Origin of the sequence: Sphingopyxis sp. YF1 (assembly GCF_022701295.1) — a bacterium.
Taxonomy (GTDB): Bacteria; Pseudomonadota; Alphaproteobacteria; order Sphingomonadales; family Sphingomonadaceae; genus Sphingopyxis.
The window spans coordinates 2,176,059-2,191,990 of sequence record NZ_CP033204.1 but is presented as its reverse complement, the minus strand read 5'-3'; the positions used below and the strand labels follow the sequence as shown (position 1 = coordinate 2,191,990).

General features: G+C 67.9%; 14 protein-coding genes. 7 read left to right on the top strand and 7 right to left on the bottom strand.

The window, feature by feature from the left end; all coding sequences use genetic code 11:
- The first annotated feature begins 11 nt into the window (after positions 1-11).
- The 6 genes from EAO27_RS10610 (at position 12) to EAO27_RS10585 (ending at position 7,223) form a co-directional block, all read left to right on the top strand.
- Complete coding sequence (locus EAO27_RS10610) at positions 12-1,667, top strand: electron transfer flavoprotein-ubiquinone oxidoreductase (RefSeq protein WP_242769227.1); 1,656 nt, start codon at positions 12-14, stop codon at positions 1,665-1,667.
- 163 nt (positions 1,668-1,830) lie between these two features.
- The gene (locus EAO27_RS10605) at positions 1,831-3,327 is read left to right on the top strand and encodes a tetratricopeptide repeat protein (RefSeq protein ID WP_242769225.1); all 1,497 of its coding nucleotides are present in this window, start codon (positions 1,831-1,833) and stop codon (positions 3,325-3,327) included.
- Positions 3,324-4,172, top strand: a complete 849-nt coding sequence (locus EAO27_RS10600; protein WP_242769223.1) for a 4-(cytidine 5'-diphospho)-2-C-methyl-D-erythritol kinase — start codon at positions 3,324-3,326, stop codon at positions 4,170-4,172. The genes EAO27_RS10605 and EAO27_RS10600 overlap by 4 nt, the downstream gene beginning before the upstream one ends.
- On the top strand, positions 4,169-4,900 hold the full coding sequence (locus tag EAO27_RS10595; protein WP_242769222.1) for an N-formylglutamate amidohydrolase: 732 nt from the start codon (positions 4,169-4,171) through the stop codon (positions 4,898-4,900). The genes EAO27_RS10600 and EAO27_RS10595 overlap by 4 nt, the downstream gene beginning before the upstream one ends.
- A 59-nt stretch (positions 4,901-4,959) precedes the next feature.
- Positions 4,960-6,837 (top strand): dihydroxy-acid dehydratase, encoded by a 1,878-nt coding sequence (ilvD, locus tag EAO27_RS10590; protein ID WP_242769221.1) that lies wholly within the window; start codon positions 4,960-4,962, stop codon positions 6,835-6,837.
- Between the two features lie 71 nt (positions 6,838-6,908).
- Positions 6,909-7,223, top strand: a complete 315-nt coding sequence (locus EAO27_RS10585) for a hypothetical protein (protein WP_242769220.1) — start codon at positions 6,909-6,911, stop codon at positions 7,221-7,223.
- 151 nt (positions 7,224-7,374) lie between these two features.
- On the opposite strand, the gene EAO27_RS10580 is transcribed toward EAO27_RS10585, so the two are convergent.
- Positions 7,375-8,631 (bottom strand): adenosylmethionine--8-amino-7-oxononanoate transaminase, encoded by a 1,257-nt coding sequence (locus EAO27_RS10580; protein ID WP_242780363.1) that lies wholly within the window; start codon positions 8,629-8,631, stop codon positions 7,375-7,377.
- Positions 8,632-8,750: 119 nt separating this feature from the next.
- On the opposite strand from EAO27_RS10580, the gene EAO27_RS10575 reads away from it, so the two are divergent.
- Complete coding sequence (locus tag EAO27_RS10575) at positions 8,751-9,818, top strand: alpha/beta fold hydrolase (RefSeq protein ID WP_242780361.1); 1,068 nt, start codon at positions 8,751-8,753, stop codon at positions 9,816-9,818.
- A 15-nt stretch (positions 9,819-9,833) separates the two neighbouring features.
- On the opposite strand, the gene bioD is transcribed toward EAO27_RS10575, so the two are convergent.
- From bioD to ilvB, 6 genes are all read right to left on the bottom strand, one after another.
- Complete coding sequence (gene bioD, locus EAO27_RS10570) at positions 9,834-10,442, bottom strand: dethiobiotin synthase (protein ID WP_242780359.1); 609 nt, start codon at positions 10,440-10,442, stop codon at positions 9,834-9,836.
- Complete coding sequence (locus EAO27_RS10565) at positions 10,439-11,578, bottom strand: 8-amino-7-oxononanoate synthase (protein WP_242780357.1); 1,140 nt, start codon at positions 11,576-11,578, stop codon at positions 10,439-10,441. Before EAO27_RS10565 ends, bioD begins: the two co-directional genes overlap by 4 nt.
- 110 nt (positions 11,579-11,688) lie before the next feature.
- Positions 11,689-12,279: a DUF6151 family protein gene (locus tag EAO27_RS10560; RefSeq protein WP_242780355.1), complete on the bottom strand. Its 591-nt coding sequence runs from the start codon at positions 12,277-12,279 to the stop codon at positions 11,689-11,691.
- Between the two features lie 161 nt (positions 12,280-12,440).
- Positions 12,441-13,481 (bottom strand): ketol-acid reductoisomerase, encoded by a 1,041-nt coding sequence (ilvC, locus tag EAO27_RS10555; protein ID WP_242780354.1) that lies wholly within the window; start codon positions 13,479-13,481, stop codon positions 12,441-12,443.
- Positions 13,482-13,578: 97 nt separating this feature from the next.
- Complete coding sequence (ilvN, locus tag EAO27_RS10550) at positions 13,579-14,094, bottom strand: acetolactate synthase small subunit (protein ID WP_242780351.1); 516 nt, start codon at positions 14,092-14,094, stop codon at positions 13,579-13,581.
- Between the two features lie 4 nt (positions 14,095-14,098).
- The gene (gene ilvB, locus EAO27_RS10545) at positions 14,099-15,853 is read right to left on the bottom strand and encodes a biosynthetic-type acetolactate synthase large subunit (RefSeq protein ID WP_242780349.1); all 1,755 of its coding nucleotides are present in this window, start codon (positions 15,851-15,853) and stop codon (positions 14,099-14,101) included.
- Positions 15,854-15,932: the final 79 nt, after the last annotated feature.

The following is a 15,932-nucleotide window of genomic DNA, read 5'->3' as shown; positions in this document are numbered from 1 at the left end:
AGGTATTTGCGGTGAGCGAACGGGAATCGATGCCCTATGACGTGGTCATCGTCGGCGCAGGGCCGGCGGGGCTTTCGGCGGCGATCCGCCTCAAGCAGCAGGCGAATGAAGCGGGCAGCGAATTGTCGGTCTGCGTCCTCGAAAAGGGATCCGAAGTCGGCGCGCATATCCTGTCTGGGGCGGTCATCGACCCCAGGTCGCTCGACGAACTGATTCCCGACTGGCGGACGCAGGGGTGCCCGCTCGCCGAAGTGCCGGTCAACGACAATCAGCATTGGGTCCTGACCAAGACGAAGAAGTTCGGCGTGCCGCACTTCATCACCCCGGGCTTCATGCACAACAAGGGCACCTATACCGGCAGCCTCGGCAATCTGTGCCGCTGGCTTGCCGAACAGGCCGAGGGGCTGGGGGTCGAAATCTTCCCCGGCTTCGCCGCGGCCGAAATCCTCTATAACGAGAATGGCTCGGTGAAGGGCGTCGCGACGGGCGACATGGGCATCGCGCGCGACGGCAGCCACAAGCCCGACTATGCGCCGGGACTCGAACTCCACGCCAAATACACCTTCTTTGCCGAGGGCGTCCGCGGACACCTGACCAAGATGCTCAAGCCGCAGTTCGCGCTCGACAGCGACTGCGAGCCGCAGGTCTATGGCATCGGCATCAAGGAATTGTGGGACATCGATCCCGCGAATCATGCACCGGGCCGCGTCATCCACACGCAGGGCTGGCCGCTTGACGAAAATTCGAACGGCGGCGGCTTCCTCTATCACCAGGCGAACGGGCAGGTCGCGCTGGGCTTTGTGACCTGGCTCAACTATCGCAACCCGCACACTTCGCCCTTCCAGGAAATGCAGAAGTGGAAGACGCACCCCGAGATCGCGAAGATCCTCAAGGGCGGCAAGCGCATCTCCTACGGCGCGCGCGCGATCAGCGACGGCGGCTATCAGTCGGTGCCGAAGCTGGCCTTCCCTGGCGGTGCGCTGATCGGCGACACCGCGGGTTTCCTCAACGTGCCGCGGATCAAGGGCACGCACACCGCGATGAAATCGGGCATGATGGCCGCCGAGGCCGCCTTTGCTGCGGTGGCCGCGGGCCGCGAGGGCGACGTGCTCACCGCCTATCAGGACGCCTATGACGACAGCTGGGTCAAGAAGGAGCTGAGCGTCGTCCGCAACGTACTGCCGCTGGTCGAAAAATGGGGCGATCTCGCGGGAACGATCCTCTCGGGCATGACGATGTGGCTCGAAACGCTGGGCGTTCGCGTGCCCTTCACGATGAAGCACCATCCCGACAATGCGTCGCTCTATCGCGCCGACCAGATGCCGAAGCCCGACTATCCGAAGCCCGACGGCGTGCTGACCTTCGACCGTCTCTCCTCGGTGTTCCTTTCGAACACCAACCACGAGGAAGATCAGCCGGTTCATCTTCAGCTCAAGGATCCGACGATCCCGGTCGAATATAATCTGCCGCTCTACGACGAGCCCGCGCAGCGTTATTGCCCGGCGGGTGTCTACGAGATCGTCGGGCAGGACGAGGGCGATCCCAAGTTCGTGATCAACGCGCAGAATTGCGTGCATTGCAAGACGTGCGACATCAAGGATCCGACCCAGAACATCAACTGGGTCACTCCCGAAGGCGGCGGAGGCCCCAATTACCCGAATATGTAAGGCCGGCGCATCGGTCGCGGCGCTTGTCGCGATCGCAACGTTCCTGACCCCTTCGACGGCCGGCGCCGACGAAGGCGAACGTGCGACGCTGGGCGCACTAGCGCGTGCCGCGCTGGCCGAGGATGCCGGCGATCCGCAGCTGGCACTCGCCGCGCTGACGACGGTGGCGAGCGCGTCGCCGAACCTGCCAGGACTGCGCGGGCGGATGCTCGAACAGGCGATCGAGGCGGGCGACCTTGCCGCCGCGCGCAGCGCCGCGGGGCTGTTATGGCAGGCGGGCGACCGCCGTTTCGATGCGCAGCTTGTCCTGATCGTCGATGCGATGCGCCGATCCGACTGGAAGGCGGCACAGGCCTATGTTGCGGGACGCGCCGCTTCGACGGGCGGCGATGCCGTCGCGCGGCTGGTCGGGCCGCCGCTGGCGAGCTGGATCGCGCTGGGCGCGCGCGAGAAAATGCCCGAACGGCATCTGCTCGATGCAGGCGGGCGCGCCGCGCCGCAGCCGGCATTCCAGCTCGAGGCGGCGCTCGTCCAGCTGGCGGGGCGGCGGCCCGCCGATGCGGTGGCGCTCGCCGACAAGGTGACGCTGACCGACCGCACGAGCCAGCTTGTCGCGATGCGCGTCGCGGCGGCACTCGACAAGGCGGGCGAGGGCGCAGCGGCGAAGCGGCTGCGTGGGCGGATCGCGCTTGCCGCGGGCGAACGCGAGGACCCGTTGTTGCTGCTTCCCGATCAGGATGTGGCCAGCGCGCGCGCTGGCGTCGCACACTGGTTCGCGCTGCTCGCCGACGGTTTTGCGCGCACGCCGAACAGCAATCCGAAGGTTCCCCTGCTGTTTGCGCGCGTCGCCTTCTGGCTCGACGGCGCGGACTGGCAGGCGCGCTCGGCGCTGGTCGAGGCGCTCGACCGCAACGATCGCAAGGCCGACGCACTGAATTTGCTGCAGGACGCGTCGCTTCCCGCGGTGCTGGCGATGCGGCAGGCCGAATTGCTCGCCGACACCGGTAAGGTTCCCGAGGCCCTCGCGCTCGCCGAAAAGGCGGCTGCGGGCGAGGCTCCGGGGCGCGGGCTGCTCGTGCGCTATGCCGACGTCGCGCGGCGCTCGAACGATGCGAGCGCGGCCGAGCGGGCCTATGCGCGGCTCGAGCGGGATCTGGGCGACAATGAGTTCGACCGCGCGCTGCACGGAAATATCCTGATCGCGCGCGCCGAACTTCTGCTTCAGGCGGGCGACTGGGATGCGGCCGAACCGCTGCTCGCCAAGGCGGTCGCGCTGCGCCCGAACGATCCGGCGATCCTCAACTTCGTCGGCTATTCGTCGATCGAGCGGCGCCGCAATGTCGACGCGGCCTTTGCGCAGATCGAAGCCGCCTGGGCGCAGGACCCGCAAAATGCGGCGATCACCGACTCGCTCGGCTGGGCCTATTTCCTGACCGGACGCGCCGGGGAGGCGGTGCCGCTGCTGGAGAAGGCGCAGGCCGGCGATCCCGGCAATGCGGTGATCGTCGAGCATCTGGGCGATGCCTATTGGACGGCAGGCCAGCGGTATCAGGCACGCTATACCTGGCGCGCGGCGGCGCTGCTGGCCGAGGCCGAGATGGCGACGCGGATCGAAGCGAAGCTGCGCGACGGGCTGACCCCCGCGACGACGGCGCCATGACAAGGCTGGCCGAGACCGGCTGGGCGAAGATCAACCTGGCGCTGCACGTCCGCGCACGGCGCCCCGACGGCTATCATGAGATCGAGACGCTATTCGCTTTTGTCGACCATGGCGACGGGATTATGGCGCGGGTCGCCGAAGCCGACAGCCTGAAGATCGACGGCGAGTTTGCCGAAGGGCTGAGCACGGCCGCCGACAATCTGGTGTTGCGCGCGGTCGCGCTGCTGCGCGCGCGTTATGGCGCCGATCGCGTGCCGCCGCTCGCGGTGACGCTGACCAAACGGCTGCCTGTCGCGGCGGGGATCGGCGGTGGATCCGCCGATGCCGCTGCGATGGCGCGGCTGATACGGACGCATTTCCTGCCCGAGCTGGGCGACGGCATATTGGCGCGGGTGGTGACGCCGCTGGGCGCCGATGTCGCCGCCTGCGTGGCGAGCCGGACCTGTCTGGGGACCGGCGTCGGCGAGGAACTGTCGCCGGTGCCCGAACTCAGGCTCGGCGGGACGCCGGTGCTGCTGGCCAATCCGCGGCAGCCGGTGACGACGGGGCCGGTATTCGCGGCGTGGGACGGGATCGACCGCGGCGCGCTCTACGGCGATCCGGCAGGGCGGGCAAAACTGCTCGCGGCGCGCAACGACCTGCAGCGTCCGGCGATCGCGCAATGCCCGGCGATCGTCGATGTTCTGACCGAACTCGGCGCGCTTGGCCCGTGGCTCGTGCGCATGTCGGGATCGGGGGCGACCAGTTTCGCGCTGTTCGACGCGCTCGCCGAACGCGACGCGGCGTCGGTGAGGCTGGCGCAGAGCCATCCGCACTGGTGGCAGATGGCCGGGGTGCTGCGATGAACGAGGCATGGACCGCGCTGGGAGCGCCGCGCGCGGGTGGAATATTGCTGATCGGCGACCATGCGTCGAACCTTGTGCCCGCCGACATCGATCTGGGCATCGATCCGGCGTTGCTGAACGCGCATATCGCCGTCGATATCGGCGTCGCCGCGGTTGCCGAGCGGCTGGTCGATGCGGGTGCGGTCGATGCCGCGATCCTCGGCGGCGTGTCGCGGCTGGTGGTCGATTGCAACCGCGACGTGGATGCGCCGGGCGCGGTGCCGATCGCGAGCGACGGACATGCGATCCCCGGCAATGCGCTGGATCATGCGGGGCGCGAGGCGCGCATGGCGCGGTTCTTTCATCCGTATCACGACCATATCGCGGCGACGGTGGCGGCGCAGCGCCCGGCGATGATCCTGTCGCTGCACAGCTTTACGCCGTCGCTGGCGAGCGATCCGGAGCAAGCGCGGCCGTGGCAGGTCGGGGTACTCTACAACAAGGACGAGCGGCTGGCGGCGCCGGCAATCGCGGCCTTGGCGGAAGAGGGGCTGATCGTCGGTGACCAGCTTCCTTACTCGGGCAAGCTGCTCAACGCGACGATGAACCGCCACGCCGAGGCGAACGGCATTCCCTATGTCGGGATCGAGATGCGGCAGGATCTGGCGGGCGATACCGCAGGGCAGGCCTTGTTCGCCGAACGGCTCGCGCGCATGCTGGGCAGACTGGCATTGAATGTTGCAGGGTAGGCGTGTAGAGGCGCCGTTCTTCGTCATAATTTGAAATATTATTATCGGGAATGCCAAAAATGCCTTCATATCGTTCGCGCACCACCACCCATGGCCGCAACATGGCCGGTGCCCGCGGCCTCTGGCGCGCAACCGGGATGAAGGACAGCGACTTCGGCAAGCCGATCATCGCGGTGGTCAACAGCTTCACCCAGTTTGTGCCCGGCCACGTCCATCTGAAGGACCTGGGGCAGATGGTGGCGCGTGAGATCGAAGCTGCGGGCGGGGTCGCGAAGGAGTTCAACACGATCGCGGTCGATGACGGGATCGCAATGGGGCACGACGGCATGCTCTATTCGCTGCCGAGCCGCGACCTGATCGCCGACAGCGTCGAATATATGGTCAACGCCCATTGCGCCGATGCGATGGTGTGCATTTCCAACTGCGACAAGATCACGCCCGGGATGCTGATGGCCGCGCTGCGCATCAACATCCCGGTCATCTTCGTATCGGGCGGCCCGATGGAAGCGGGCAAGGTCGTGCTCAAGGGCAAGGAGGTCGCGCTCGACCTGGTCGACGCGATGGTCGCCGCCGCCGACGAAAAATACAGCGACGCCGAAGTGACCGCGATCGAGCAGGCGGCGTGCCCGACGTGCGGCTCCTGTTCGGGCATGTTCACCGCCAATTCGATGAACTGCCTGACCGAAGCGCTGGGGCTGTCGCTGCCCGGAAACGGCTCGACGCTGGCGACGCACGCCGACCGCAAGCAGTTGTTCCTGCGCGCCGGCGCGATGATCGTTGAGATGTGCCGCAGGCACTACGAGGAAGAGGATGCGAGCGTCCTGCCGCGCAATATCGCGACCTTCGAGGCGTTCGAGAATGCGATGAGCCTCGACATCGCGATGGGCGGGTCGACCAACACGGTGCTGCACCTGCTCGCCGCCGCCTTCGAAGCCGGGGTCGATTTCACCATGGCCGACATCGACCGGCTGTCGCGGCGGGTGCCGTGCCTGTCGAAGGTCGCGCCGGCGAAGAGCGACGTCCATATGGAGGATGTCCACCGCGCGGGCGGGATCATGGCGATTCTGGGCCAGCTCGAGCGCGCCGGTCTGCTTCATGCGCATCTGCCGACGGTCCACAGCGCGACGCTGGGTGACGCACTCAACAAATGGGATATTTCGCGCACCAACGACCCCGAAGTGCAGACCTTTTTCAGGGCGGCCCCGGGCGGCGTCCCGACGCAGACCGCGTTCAGCCAGGACCGGCGCTGGGACGAACTCGACCTCGACCGCGAAAGCGGCGTGATCCGCTCGGCCGACCATGCGTTCAGCAAGGATGGCGGGCTGGCGGTGCTGTCGGGCAATATCGCGCTCGACGGCTGCATTGTGAAGACGGCGGGCGTCGACGAGAATATCCTGACGTTCAGCGGCCCGGCGAAGGTCTATGAGAGCCAGGATGCCGCGGTCGCGGGAATCCTGACCGGGCAGGTCGAGGCGGGCGACGTCGTGGTCATCCGTTACGAAGGGCCGAAGGGCGGACCCGGGATGCAGGAAATGCTCTATCCGACGAGCTACCTCAAGTCGAAGGGGCTCGGCGCCGCGTGCGCACTGATCACCGACGGACGCTTTTCGGGCGGCACGTCGGGCCTGTCGATCGGCCATGTCTCGCCCGAAGCGGCCGAGGGCGGCGCGATCGGGCTGGTCGAGAATGGCGACCTGATCAATATCGACATTCCGTCGCGGACGATCACGCTGGCGGTCGCCGACAGCGTGCTGGCCGAGCGCCGGGCCGCGATGGACGCGAAGAGCGACGCCGGCTGGCAGCCCGAAAAGGCACGCCCGCGCAAGGTTTCGGTAGCACTTCAAGCCTATGCTGCGATGACGACGAGCGCCGCTCGCGGGGCGGTGCGCGACCTGTCGCAACTCGCCAATCGTGGCTCAGGGGGAAGCAAGGGTTGAGAATTTTCGCGATCGCGGCGCCGCCGCTGCTGCTGCTCGCGGGATGCAGCGACAGACCCGACAATGGCGATATGGCCGAAGCCGAGGCGCGCGCGTCGCGCGATGCGGCGGATGACGGCCGTATCGAATGCGCGCTCGAGGGAGCCAAGTTGTTCGACCGCACCTGTACGGTTCAGGAAATGAACGGCGCCGACGGGACGGTGCTGATCGTCGGGCGCGGCGATACCGGTTATCGTCGTCTGCTGATCACCACCGACGGTCGCGGCGTGATCTCCGCCGACGGCGCCGAGCCCGCCAAGGTGACGATCGCCGGCGAAAAACTGATCGAGGTGGCGATCGGCGCGGATCGCTATCGGTTGCCTGCGAATACGGGCGGGTTGAACTGAGGTTTTTGCAGTTTCAGGGTGGGAAGCGGATCGTCCTCCATGCCCGTTCGCTCGACACGAACGGACTTGAGCGAAGCGATTCGTCCGCAACCGGACGTTTCCCGCCGCCCCTCTCCACGATCTTGCTTATGGGCCGCGTCGCCCGCCGGCGTCAGGCGATATCGAGCGACGCCGCGATCGTGGTCCACACCTGCGCGAGGTCGTCGGGCGCGATGCAGTAGGGGGGCATGACGTAGACGCTGTTGCCGAGCGGGCGGAGGAGGACGCCGTGGTCGCGGTAGAAGGCGATCAGGCGCGGGGTGAGGGTCGAGAGATAGCCCGAATCGGGGACGGTGATGTCGAGCGCGGCGATGGTGCCGAGGCGGCGGGGATTGGCGACGCGCGGGTCGTGCGACAGCATCGACAGATGCGCCGCCTGCGCGTCGGCGAGCGCGTCGATCCGCGCCTGCACCGGCTCGTCGCGCCAGATTTCGAGATTGGCGGCGGCGGCGGCGCAGGCGATCGGGTTCGCGGTGTAGCTCGACGAATGGTAGAAGGTCTTTGCGCGGTCGGTCGAATAATGCGCCGCAAATATCGGCTCGATGCAGAGCGTCACCGCGAGCGGCAGCGCGCCGCCGGTCAGCCCCTTCGACAGGCAGACGATGTCGGGAATGACCCCCGCCTGGTCGCAGGCGAAGCGCGTGCCGGTGCGCCCCCAGCCGGTCATCACCTCGTCGGCGATGAAGAGCACGCCGTGGCGCGCGCAGATGCTGCGCATTTCGGCGAGCACCCATGCGGGATAGATCAGCATGCCCCCGGCGCCGAGGATGAGCGGTTCGACGATGAACGCCGCGGGCTTTTGAACGCAGGCCGCGTCGAGCGCATCGAGCGTTGCCTGTTCCAGGCCTTCGTGCGGGAAGGGGATGGTGTCGACGTCGAAGAGCAAAGGTTGCCAGGCGCGATTATAGACGCCGCGCTCGCCGACCGACATCGTGCCGATCGTGTCGCCGTGATAGCTGTGTTCGAGGACGAGGATGCGGCTGCGCGGCTCGCCGATGTTATACCAGTAGCCGAGCGCCATCTTGAGCGCGACCTCGACGCTGGTCGACCCCGAGTCCGAGAAGAAGACCCGGGTGAGCGGGTCGGGGGTGATGCGGATCAGTTCGGCGGCGAGGCGCTCGGCGGGCTCGTGCGTCCAGCCGGCGAAGATGAGCTGGTCGAGCCTTTCGGACTGGTCGCGGATCGCCGCCATGATGCGCGGGTGCGCGTGGCCGTGCGTCGTCACCCACCAGCTCGAGACGGCGTCGATCCAGTGGTTGCCGTCGGCGTCGTAGAGCCGCGCGCCCTCGCTGCGGGCGATGAGCGGGATGGTGTCGCCGAGGCCGTGCTGGGTGAAGGGGTGCCAGATGGGGGAGGGGAGGTTGGTCATCGCGGGCGCCATACAGGCATTTGCGTTTTTCGCGAATCCCCGAGTGGAGCGCGACGATGGACGTCGCGGCGGCGTGCGCCTAAACGATTGGCCCGTCGAAACTTTGCCGGAGCAATGCGATGCGCTTCCCGATCGGTCCCGGTGCCCTGGCGGTGCTGTTCGCCAGCCTGTCCCCCGCGGCGGCGCAGGAGACGCCGGGCGTGGCGTGGAGTGCGCCCGCGACGGTGCAGGTCGCGGCCGAGGAACGGCGCTTTACGAGCCGCGGCGCCGAACTGGGCGGGACGCTGCTCGTCCCGCGCGGCGACAGGCCGGTGGCGGCGGTCGTGGTGACGCACAGCGCTTCGTCGCCGCTCGGCGACGCGTCGCTCTACGATCATCTGAAGACCATGCTGCCCGCGCTGGGGATTGCGGTCTTTACCTATGACCGGCGCGGGTCGGGGCGATCGGGAACCGAGAATGCCGGGGGCGATTACGCGCTGCTGGCCGACGATGCCGCGGCGGCGGTGCGCAGCCTGCAAGCCGATCCGCGCATCGACCCGCGGCGCGTCGGCATCTGGGGGCTGAGCCAGGGCGGCTGGATCGGTCCGCTGGCGGCGGCGCGCAGTTCGGATGTCGCCTTCGTCGTGTCGGTGGCGGGACCGGTCGTCACCGCGGACGTCCAGATGATTTTCTCTTCGACCAATCATCTGCGGGCGAACGGCCATTCGCAGGCCGAGATCGAGCAGATGGTCGCGACGCGCAGGGCGGTCGACGATTATATGCGCGGAACCGGAAGCCGTGAGGCCGCGCAGGCGCTGGTCGACCGGGCGAAGACGCAGCCGTGGTTCAAATATCTCTATATGGGCGAGACCGTGCGCGACCGGTCGGTGTCGGGGTGGCGCCGGGAGATCGAGAATGACCCGCTGACCAATTTGACCGCGGTCACCGTGCCGGCGCTGGTGCTGTACGGCGCCAACGACGCGGTCGTGCCCGTCGCCGAGTCGACCAAACGGCTGGCCGCGGTGGCGCCGAAAATGCCCAATATGACGGTGCATGTGGTGGCGGGGGCGGACCATGCGATGCAGATGGCGGCCGACGAGAAGACGTCGCTCGACCCCAAGCACGACGGCACCGAACGGCCCGATTCGGCCGAATATGTCGCGGTGCTGACGCGCTGGCTCGCCGAACGGGGGCTGGTCGCCGACTGACCGGCGGCGACGCCGCTAGACGAAGTCGGCGCGGTCGAAGCTCGCCGCGAAGGCCTGCGCCAGCGCGTCGGGGGTGAGCGGATCGACGATCGGCAGGCGGCCGAGGCGGCGGACGCCCGAGAGGTCGGCGACGATCGCCTCGCTGTCCTCCACCGGATCGCCGAGGAAGGCGAGGCCGTGGATCGGGACGCCGCGGCTGCGCAGCGCCTCGATCGTCATCAGGCTGTGGTTGATCGTGCCGAGCCCGGTGCGCGCGCAGACGATCACCGGGACCTGCCAGCGCGCGAAGAGGTCGGCGTAGAGCAGGGTGCGGGTGACGGGGACGAGCGCGCCCCCCGCGCCCTCGACGATCAGGTCGCCGGAGGGCGGCGTCAGCGCGTCGGGATCGAGGGCCACGCCGTCGATCTCGGCCGCAAGATGCGGCGAGACGGGGGTGACGAGGCGGTAGGCCTCGGGCAGGACCGCGACGCCCGCGAGGCGCGCCACCGCCTCGCTGTCGGTTTCCTCTTCGAGGCCCGACTGGATCGGTTTCCAATAGGGGATGCGCAGCGCGCCCGCGAGCGCGGCGGCGAACACGGTCTTGCCGATGCCGGTGTCGGTGCCGGTGACGACGAAGCGGGTCATGCCGCGGCCATCGCGGCTGACAGGCTTTCGGCCATCGCGTCGATGTCGCGCTCGCTGGCGTTGAGCGTGAGCGCGACGCGCAGCCGCGCGCTCCCCTGCGGCACCGTCGGCGGGCGGATGCCGCGCACGTCGAAGCCGTCGGCCTTCAGCGCTGCGGCGATGCGCATCGTGCGTGCATTGTCGCCGATCACGACGGGGATGATCTGGCTGCCGCTGGGGGCGATGCCGAGCGCGGCGAGGCGGTTTTCGGCGTGGCGGACGAGCGACTGGAGGCGCGCGGCGCGCTCGGGCCCGGTCGCGACGATTTCGAGCGCCTGGCGGACGAGCCACGCCATCAGCGGCGACGGCGCGGTCGAGAAGATGAAGGGGCGGCCGCGGTTGACGATGAAGTCGCGCACGATCGCCGGGCCGCAGAGCAGCGCGCCTTCGCAGCCGAGCGCCTTGCCGCAGGTGTGGAGGGTGACGAGATTGTCGCGGCCCGCGAGGGCGTGCGCGAGCCCCTGTCCGGCGGGACCGTAGACGCCGGTCGCATGCGCCTCGTCGACGACGAGCACCGCGTCGTGGCGGTCGGCGACCGCGGCAAGCTCGGCGAGCGGGGCGATGTCGCCGTCCATCGAATAGAGGCTTTCGACCGCGATCCACGGCGTGCCGGTGCCGCCGCGCGCGCGCCAGGCGGCGATCGTATCGGCGAAGGCCTGCGGATCATTGTGCGCGGCGGCGATGCGGTCGGCGCGGCCGAGCTTCATGCCGTCGTGGACGCTCGCGTGGATCAGTTCGTCGTGGACGATCAGGTCGCCGCGCTGCGGCAGCGTCGCGAAAAAGGCCGCATTGGCGGCGAAACCGGTGGGGAAGAAGAGCGCCGCCTCGCTGCCGTAATGGCGCGCGGCGTGCGCTTCGAGCGCTTCATGCTCTTCATGGTTGCCGCGTAGCAGGCGCGAGCCGCCCGATCCGGCGGGGAGTCCCGCCGCGAGCCCCTTCGCCATCGCCTCGTTGAGCGAGTAGGAGCCGGCGAGCGCGAGATAGTCGTTCGAGGCGAAGTCGATCCCGGCGCGCGGCGCGAGCGCGCGGCGGCGGTCGCCGGCGGCGAGCGCGGCGAGATCGGCGTGGTGGGCGGCGAAGGGGGAGGGGGGCATCATTTTCTTTCACGCGTCGTGGCGGGGAGCGGCAGGCGGCGCGGCAATCCGGAGCGGGCGCAAACCCCGCGGGACTGCTTTCCCCGGCTTGCGCCGGGGTCGCCTGGCGAGGTTCAGGGCCGCAGGGCCTGCCGTTCTTCGGCGGTCAGCCGGTACGGGGTCGCGACCGGTTCGAGCGTCGCGGGGTCGAAGAGCGCCGCGCGGCGACGGTCGCCCGAAACAATGTCGCGGATCGCCCGCGCGAAGAAGCGCCGCATCAGCGTGACCATGCTCATTCGGGGCAGGCCGCTGGTGTCGCCGGTGCCGTCCTGCGTGAAGAGATGCCCGCGCGGCGGGCCGAGCAGCCGGTCGCGCGCCGCGGGATCGCAGGCGCCGAGCTGGACCGTGATGAAGGGAAGCCGCCCGGTCGCGACGGTGTTGAACAGCGGCATTCGGCAGCAGGCGGCGTACCAGCGCAGCGTCGGCTTGTCGGTCAGATGGACGCAGGCGAGCCGGTCGCGCCCGGTGTCGAGCCGCATGCGCGCGCACCGCGTCTGGTAGAGCGCGGTGCCGCCGTGCGCGTCGAGCAGCTGCGGGTGGCCGAGATAATCGACGAGATGCTGGCAATCGGAGCAATGGCATATGAGGTGATCGCCCTCCGCGCCGATGCGCAGCGTTCCCGAAACGGCGCCGCATTCGCAGGCGAAGGGAAGGTCGGACGACATGGCCCGGTCCTAGCGCTTCGCCGACCGATGGGGAAGGCGTTGCCGCCGGCCCATATGGAATCCTCAATTCGTCATCCCGGCGAAGGCCGGGATCTCATCCTCGCGATAGAACGAGGCGGCGAGACCCCGGCTTTCGCCGGGGTGCCGGCCTGTCGGGGCCGTCAGTTCTTCGACTTGTCGACGAGCTGGTTCTTGGCGATCCACGGCATCATCGCGCGCAGTTTTTCGCCGGTCTGTTCGATCGGGTGCGCGGCGGCGGCCTTGCGGCTGGCCTTGAGCTCGGGTTGGCCGGCCTGGTTGTCGAGCACGAAATCCTTGACGAAGCGGCCCGACTGGATGTCCTGAAGCACGCGCTTCATTTCGGCCTTGGTCTCTTCGGTGATGATGCGCGGGCCGGTCTTGATGTCGCCATATTCGGCGGTGTTCGAGATCGAATAGCGCATGTTCGCGATGCCGCCTTCATAGAGGAGGTCGACGATCAGCTTGGTTTCGTGGAGGCACTCGAAATAGGCCATTTCGGGCGCATAACCCGCCTCGACCAAAGTTTCGAAACCCGCCTGGATGAGGTGGGTGATGCCGCCGCAGAGCACCGCCTGTTCGCCGAAGAGGTCGGTTTCGCACTCTTCCTTGAAGGTCGTCTCGATGATGCCGCTGCGGCCGCCGCCGACGGCGCTCGCGTAGGAGAGGGCGAGTGCCTTGGCAAAGCCGTTGCCCGACGCGCCCGCACCCTGCGCTTCCTGCGCGACCGCGATCAGGCAGGGGACGCCGCCGCCCTTCTGATATTCGCTGCGCACGGTGTGGCCGGGGCCCTTGGGCGCGACCATGAAGACGTCGATGTCGGGGCGCGCGTCGATCAGGCCGAAGTGGATGTTGAGGCCGTGCGCGAAGGCGAGCGCGGCGCCGGGCTTCATGTTCGGGCCGATGTCGTCGGCGTAGATCTTCGCCTGATGCTCGTCAGGAGCGGCGATCATGATCACGTCGGCCCATTCGGCGGCTTCCTTGTTGGTCATGACCTTGAAGCCCGCGGCCTCGGCCTTTTTGGCGGTCGCCGAACCCGGGCGGAGCGCGATCGCGACGTCCTTCACGCCGCTGTCGCGCATGTTCTGCGCGTGCGCGTGGCCCTGGCTGCCGTAGCCGACGACGGCGACCTTCTTGCCCTTGATCAGATCCTGGTCGGCGTCGCGATCGTAATAAACCTGCATGTCATTCTTCCCTATTATTCGTCATCCCAGCGCAAGCTGGGATCGGTCTCGGTTTTAAACTGCGTGCGATCCCAGCTTTCGCTGGGATGACGGTGACTCAGAGCGCCTCCGGCCCGCGGCCGATGGCGACGACGCCGGTGCGGCCGACCTCGACCAGCCCGCATTCGCGCATCAGCGCGATGAAGCGGTCGACCTTGTCGCTGTTCCCGGTGATTTCGAAGATGAAGCTGGTGAGCGTGGTGTCGACCACCTTGGCGCGAAACACGTCGGCGAGGCGCAGCGCCTCGATGCGCTTTTCGCCGGTCCCCGCGACCTTGACCAGCGCGATCTCGCGCTCGACGTGCGCGCCCTGGTCGGTGAGGTCGGTGACCTTGTGCACCGGAACGAGGCGGTCGAGCTGCGCGATGATCTGGTCGATGACCGGCGGCGGTCCCGAGGTCACGATGGTGATCCGCGACAGCGCATGGTCGGCGGTGATGTCGGCGACCGTCAGGCTTTCGATATTATAGCCGCGCGCGGTGAACAGCCCGGTGATCTTGGCGAGCACCCCGGCCTCGTTGTCGACGGTGACGGCGAGCACGTGGCGCTCGCCCGTTTCGGTTTGGATTTTCATGGATTTACACCAGTGCCTTGGCTTCGTCGTCCATCGTGCCGGTGACGTCGCTCGGCTGGAGGATCATGTCGGTGTGCGCCGCGCCCGACGGGATCATCGGGAAGCAGTTGGCGAGTTTTGCGACGCGGCAGTCGACGATCACCGGACCCGGGGTCTCGATCATCGTGCGGATGCCGTCCTCGAGCTCGCCCAGCGTGTCGATGCGCAGCCCGGTCCAGCCATAGGCGTCGGCGAGCTTCACGAAATCGGGCAGGCTGTCCGAATAGCTGTTCGAATAGCGGCTTTCGTAGGTCAGCTCCTGCCACTGGCGGACCATCCCCATCCATTCATTGTTGAGGATGAAGATCTTCACCGGCAGGCGGTACTGGCTGACCGTGCCCATTTCCTGGATGTTCATCTGGAGCGAGGCTTCGCCCGCGATGCAGATGACGAGGCGGTTCGGGTTGGCGATCTGTGCGCCGACCGCGGCGGGAAAGCCGTAGCCCATCGTGCCGAGCCCGCCCGAGGTGAGCCAGCGGTTGGGCGCCGAGAAGCCGAAATGCTGCGCCGCCCACATCTGGTGCTGGCCGACCTCGGTGGTGATGATCGGGTCGCGCCCGCGCGTCGCGTCGAACAGCGCGCGCACCGCGCGCTGCGGCATGATTTCGGCGCCGGCTTCCTTCTTTTCGGGGAAGTCGAGGCAGCGCGTGGCGCGCCAGCCGTCGATGCGGCGCCACCATTCGCCATAGTCGCGCGCCTTGTGGTTCTTGTCCTGCCACGCCGCGATCAGCGCGTCGAGCGCGCGGCCGGCATCGCCGACGATCGCGAGGTCGACGGGGACGATCTTGTTGATCGACGAACGGTCGATGTCGATGTGGATCTTCTTCGAATCGGGCGAGAAGGCGTCGAGGCGGCCGGTGACGCGGTCGTCGAAGCGCGCGCCGACCGCGATGATCAGGTCGGCACGGTTCATCGCCATGTTCGATTCATAGGTGCCGTGCATGCCGAGCATGCCGAGCCATTTGGGATCGTCCGACGGGAAGGCGCCGAGCCCCATGAGGGTCGAGGTGATCGGCGCGCCGGTGAGCGACACGAGCTGGCGCAAGGCGGCGCTGGCGTCGGGGCCGGCGTTGATCACCCCGCCGCCGGTGTAGAAGACCGGGCGTTCGGCGGCGGCGATCATGTCGATGGCCTGGCCGATCGCGTCGGCGTCGGGTTCGACCTGCGGACGATAGCTCTGGTGGTCGATCATCGCGGGCACGCGATAGGTGCCCGTGGCGACCTGCACATTTTTCGGGATGTCGATGACCACCGGGCCGGGGCGGCCGTGGGTGGCGATGTAGAAGGCCTCGTGCATGATTGCGCCGAGGCGGTCGGGGTCCATCACCAGATAATTATGCTTGGTGCAGTGGCGGGTGATGCCGACGGTGTCGCATTCCTGGAAGGCGTCGGTGCCGATCAGCGTCGTCGGGACCTGGCCGGTGAGCACGATCATCGGGATCGAATCGAGCAGCGCGTCGGTGATGCCGGTGACGGCATTGGTCGCGCCTGGGCCCGAGGTGACGAGCACGACGCCGGGCTTGCCCGTCGAGCGCGCATAGCCCTCTGCCGCGTGGGTCGCCGCCTGTTCGTGGCGCACGAGGACATGCTTGATCGTCGGGTGGTTGAAGAGCGCGTCGTAGATCGGAAGGACTGCGCCGCCCGGATAGCCGAACACTGTATCGACCCCGAGGTCGACCAGCGCCTGAACCACCATGTCGGCACCGCTCATTTCCGTCACGATTTTACTCCTTCCTCGATCCTTGCAGGCGCGCAAGCGGGGGCGCTTGTGCGCTGCAACAGGGCTGCGGGCAATAGGT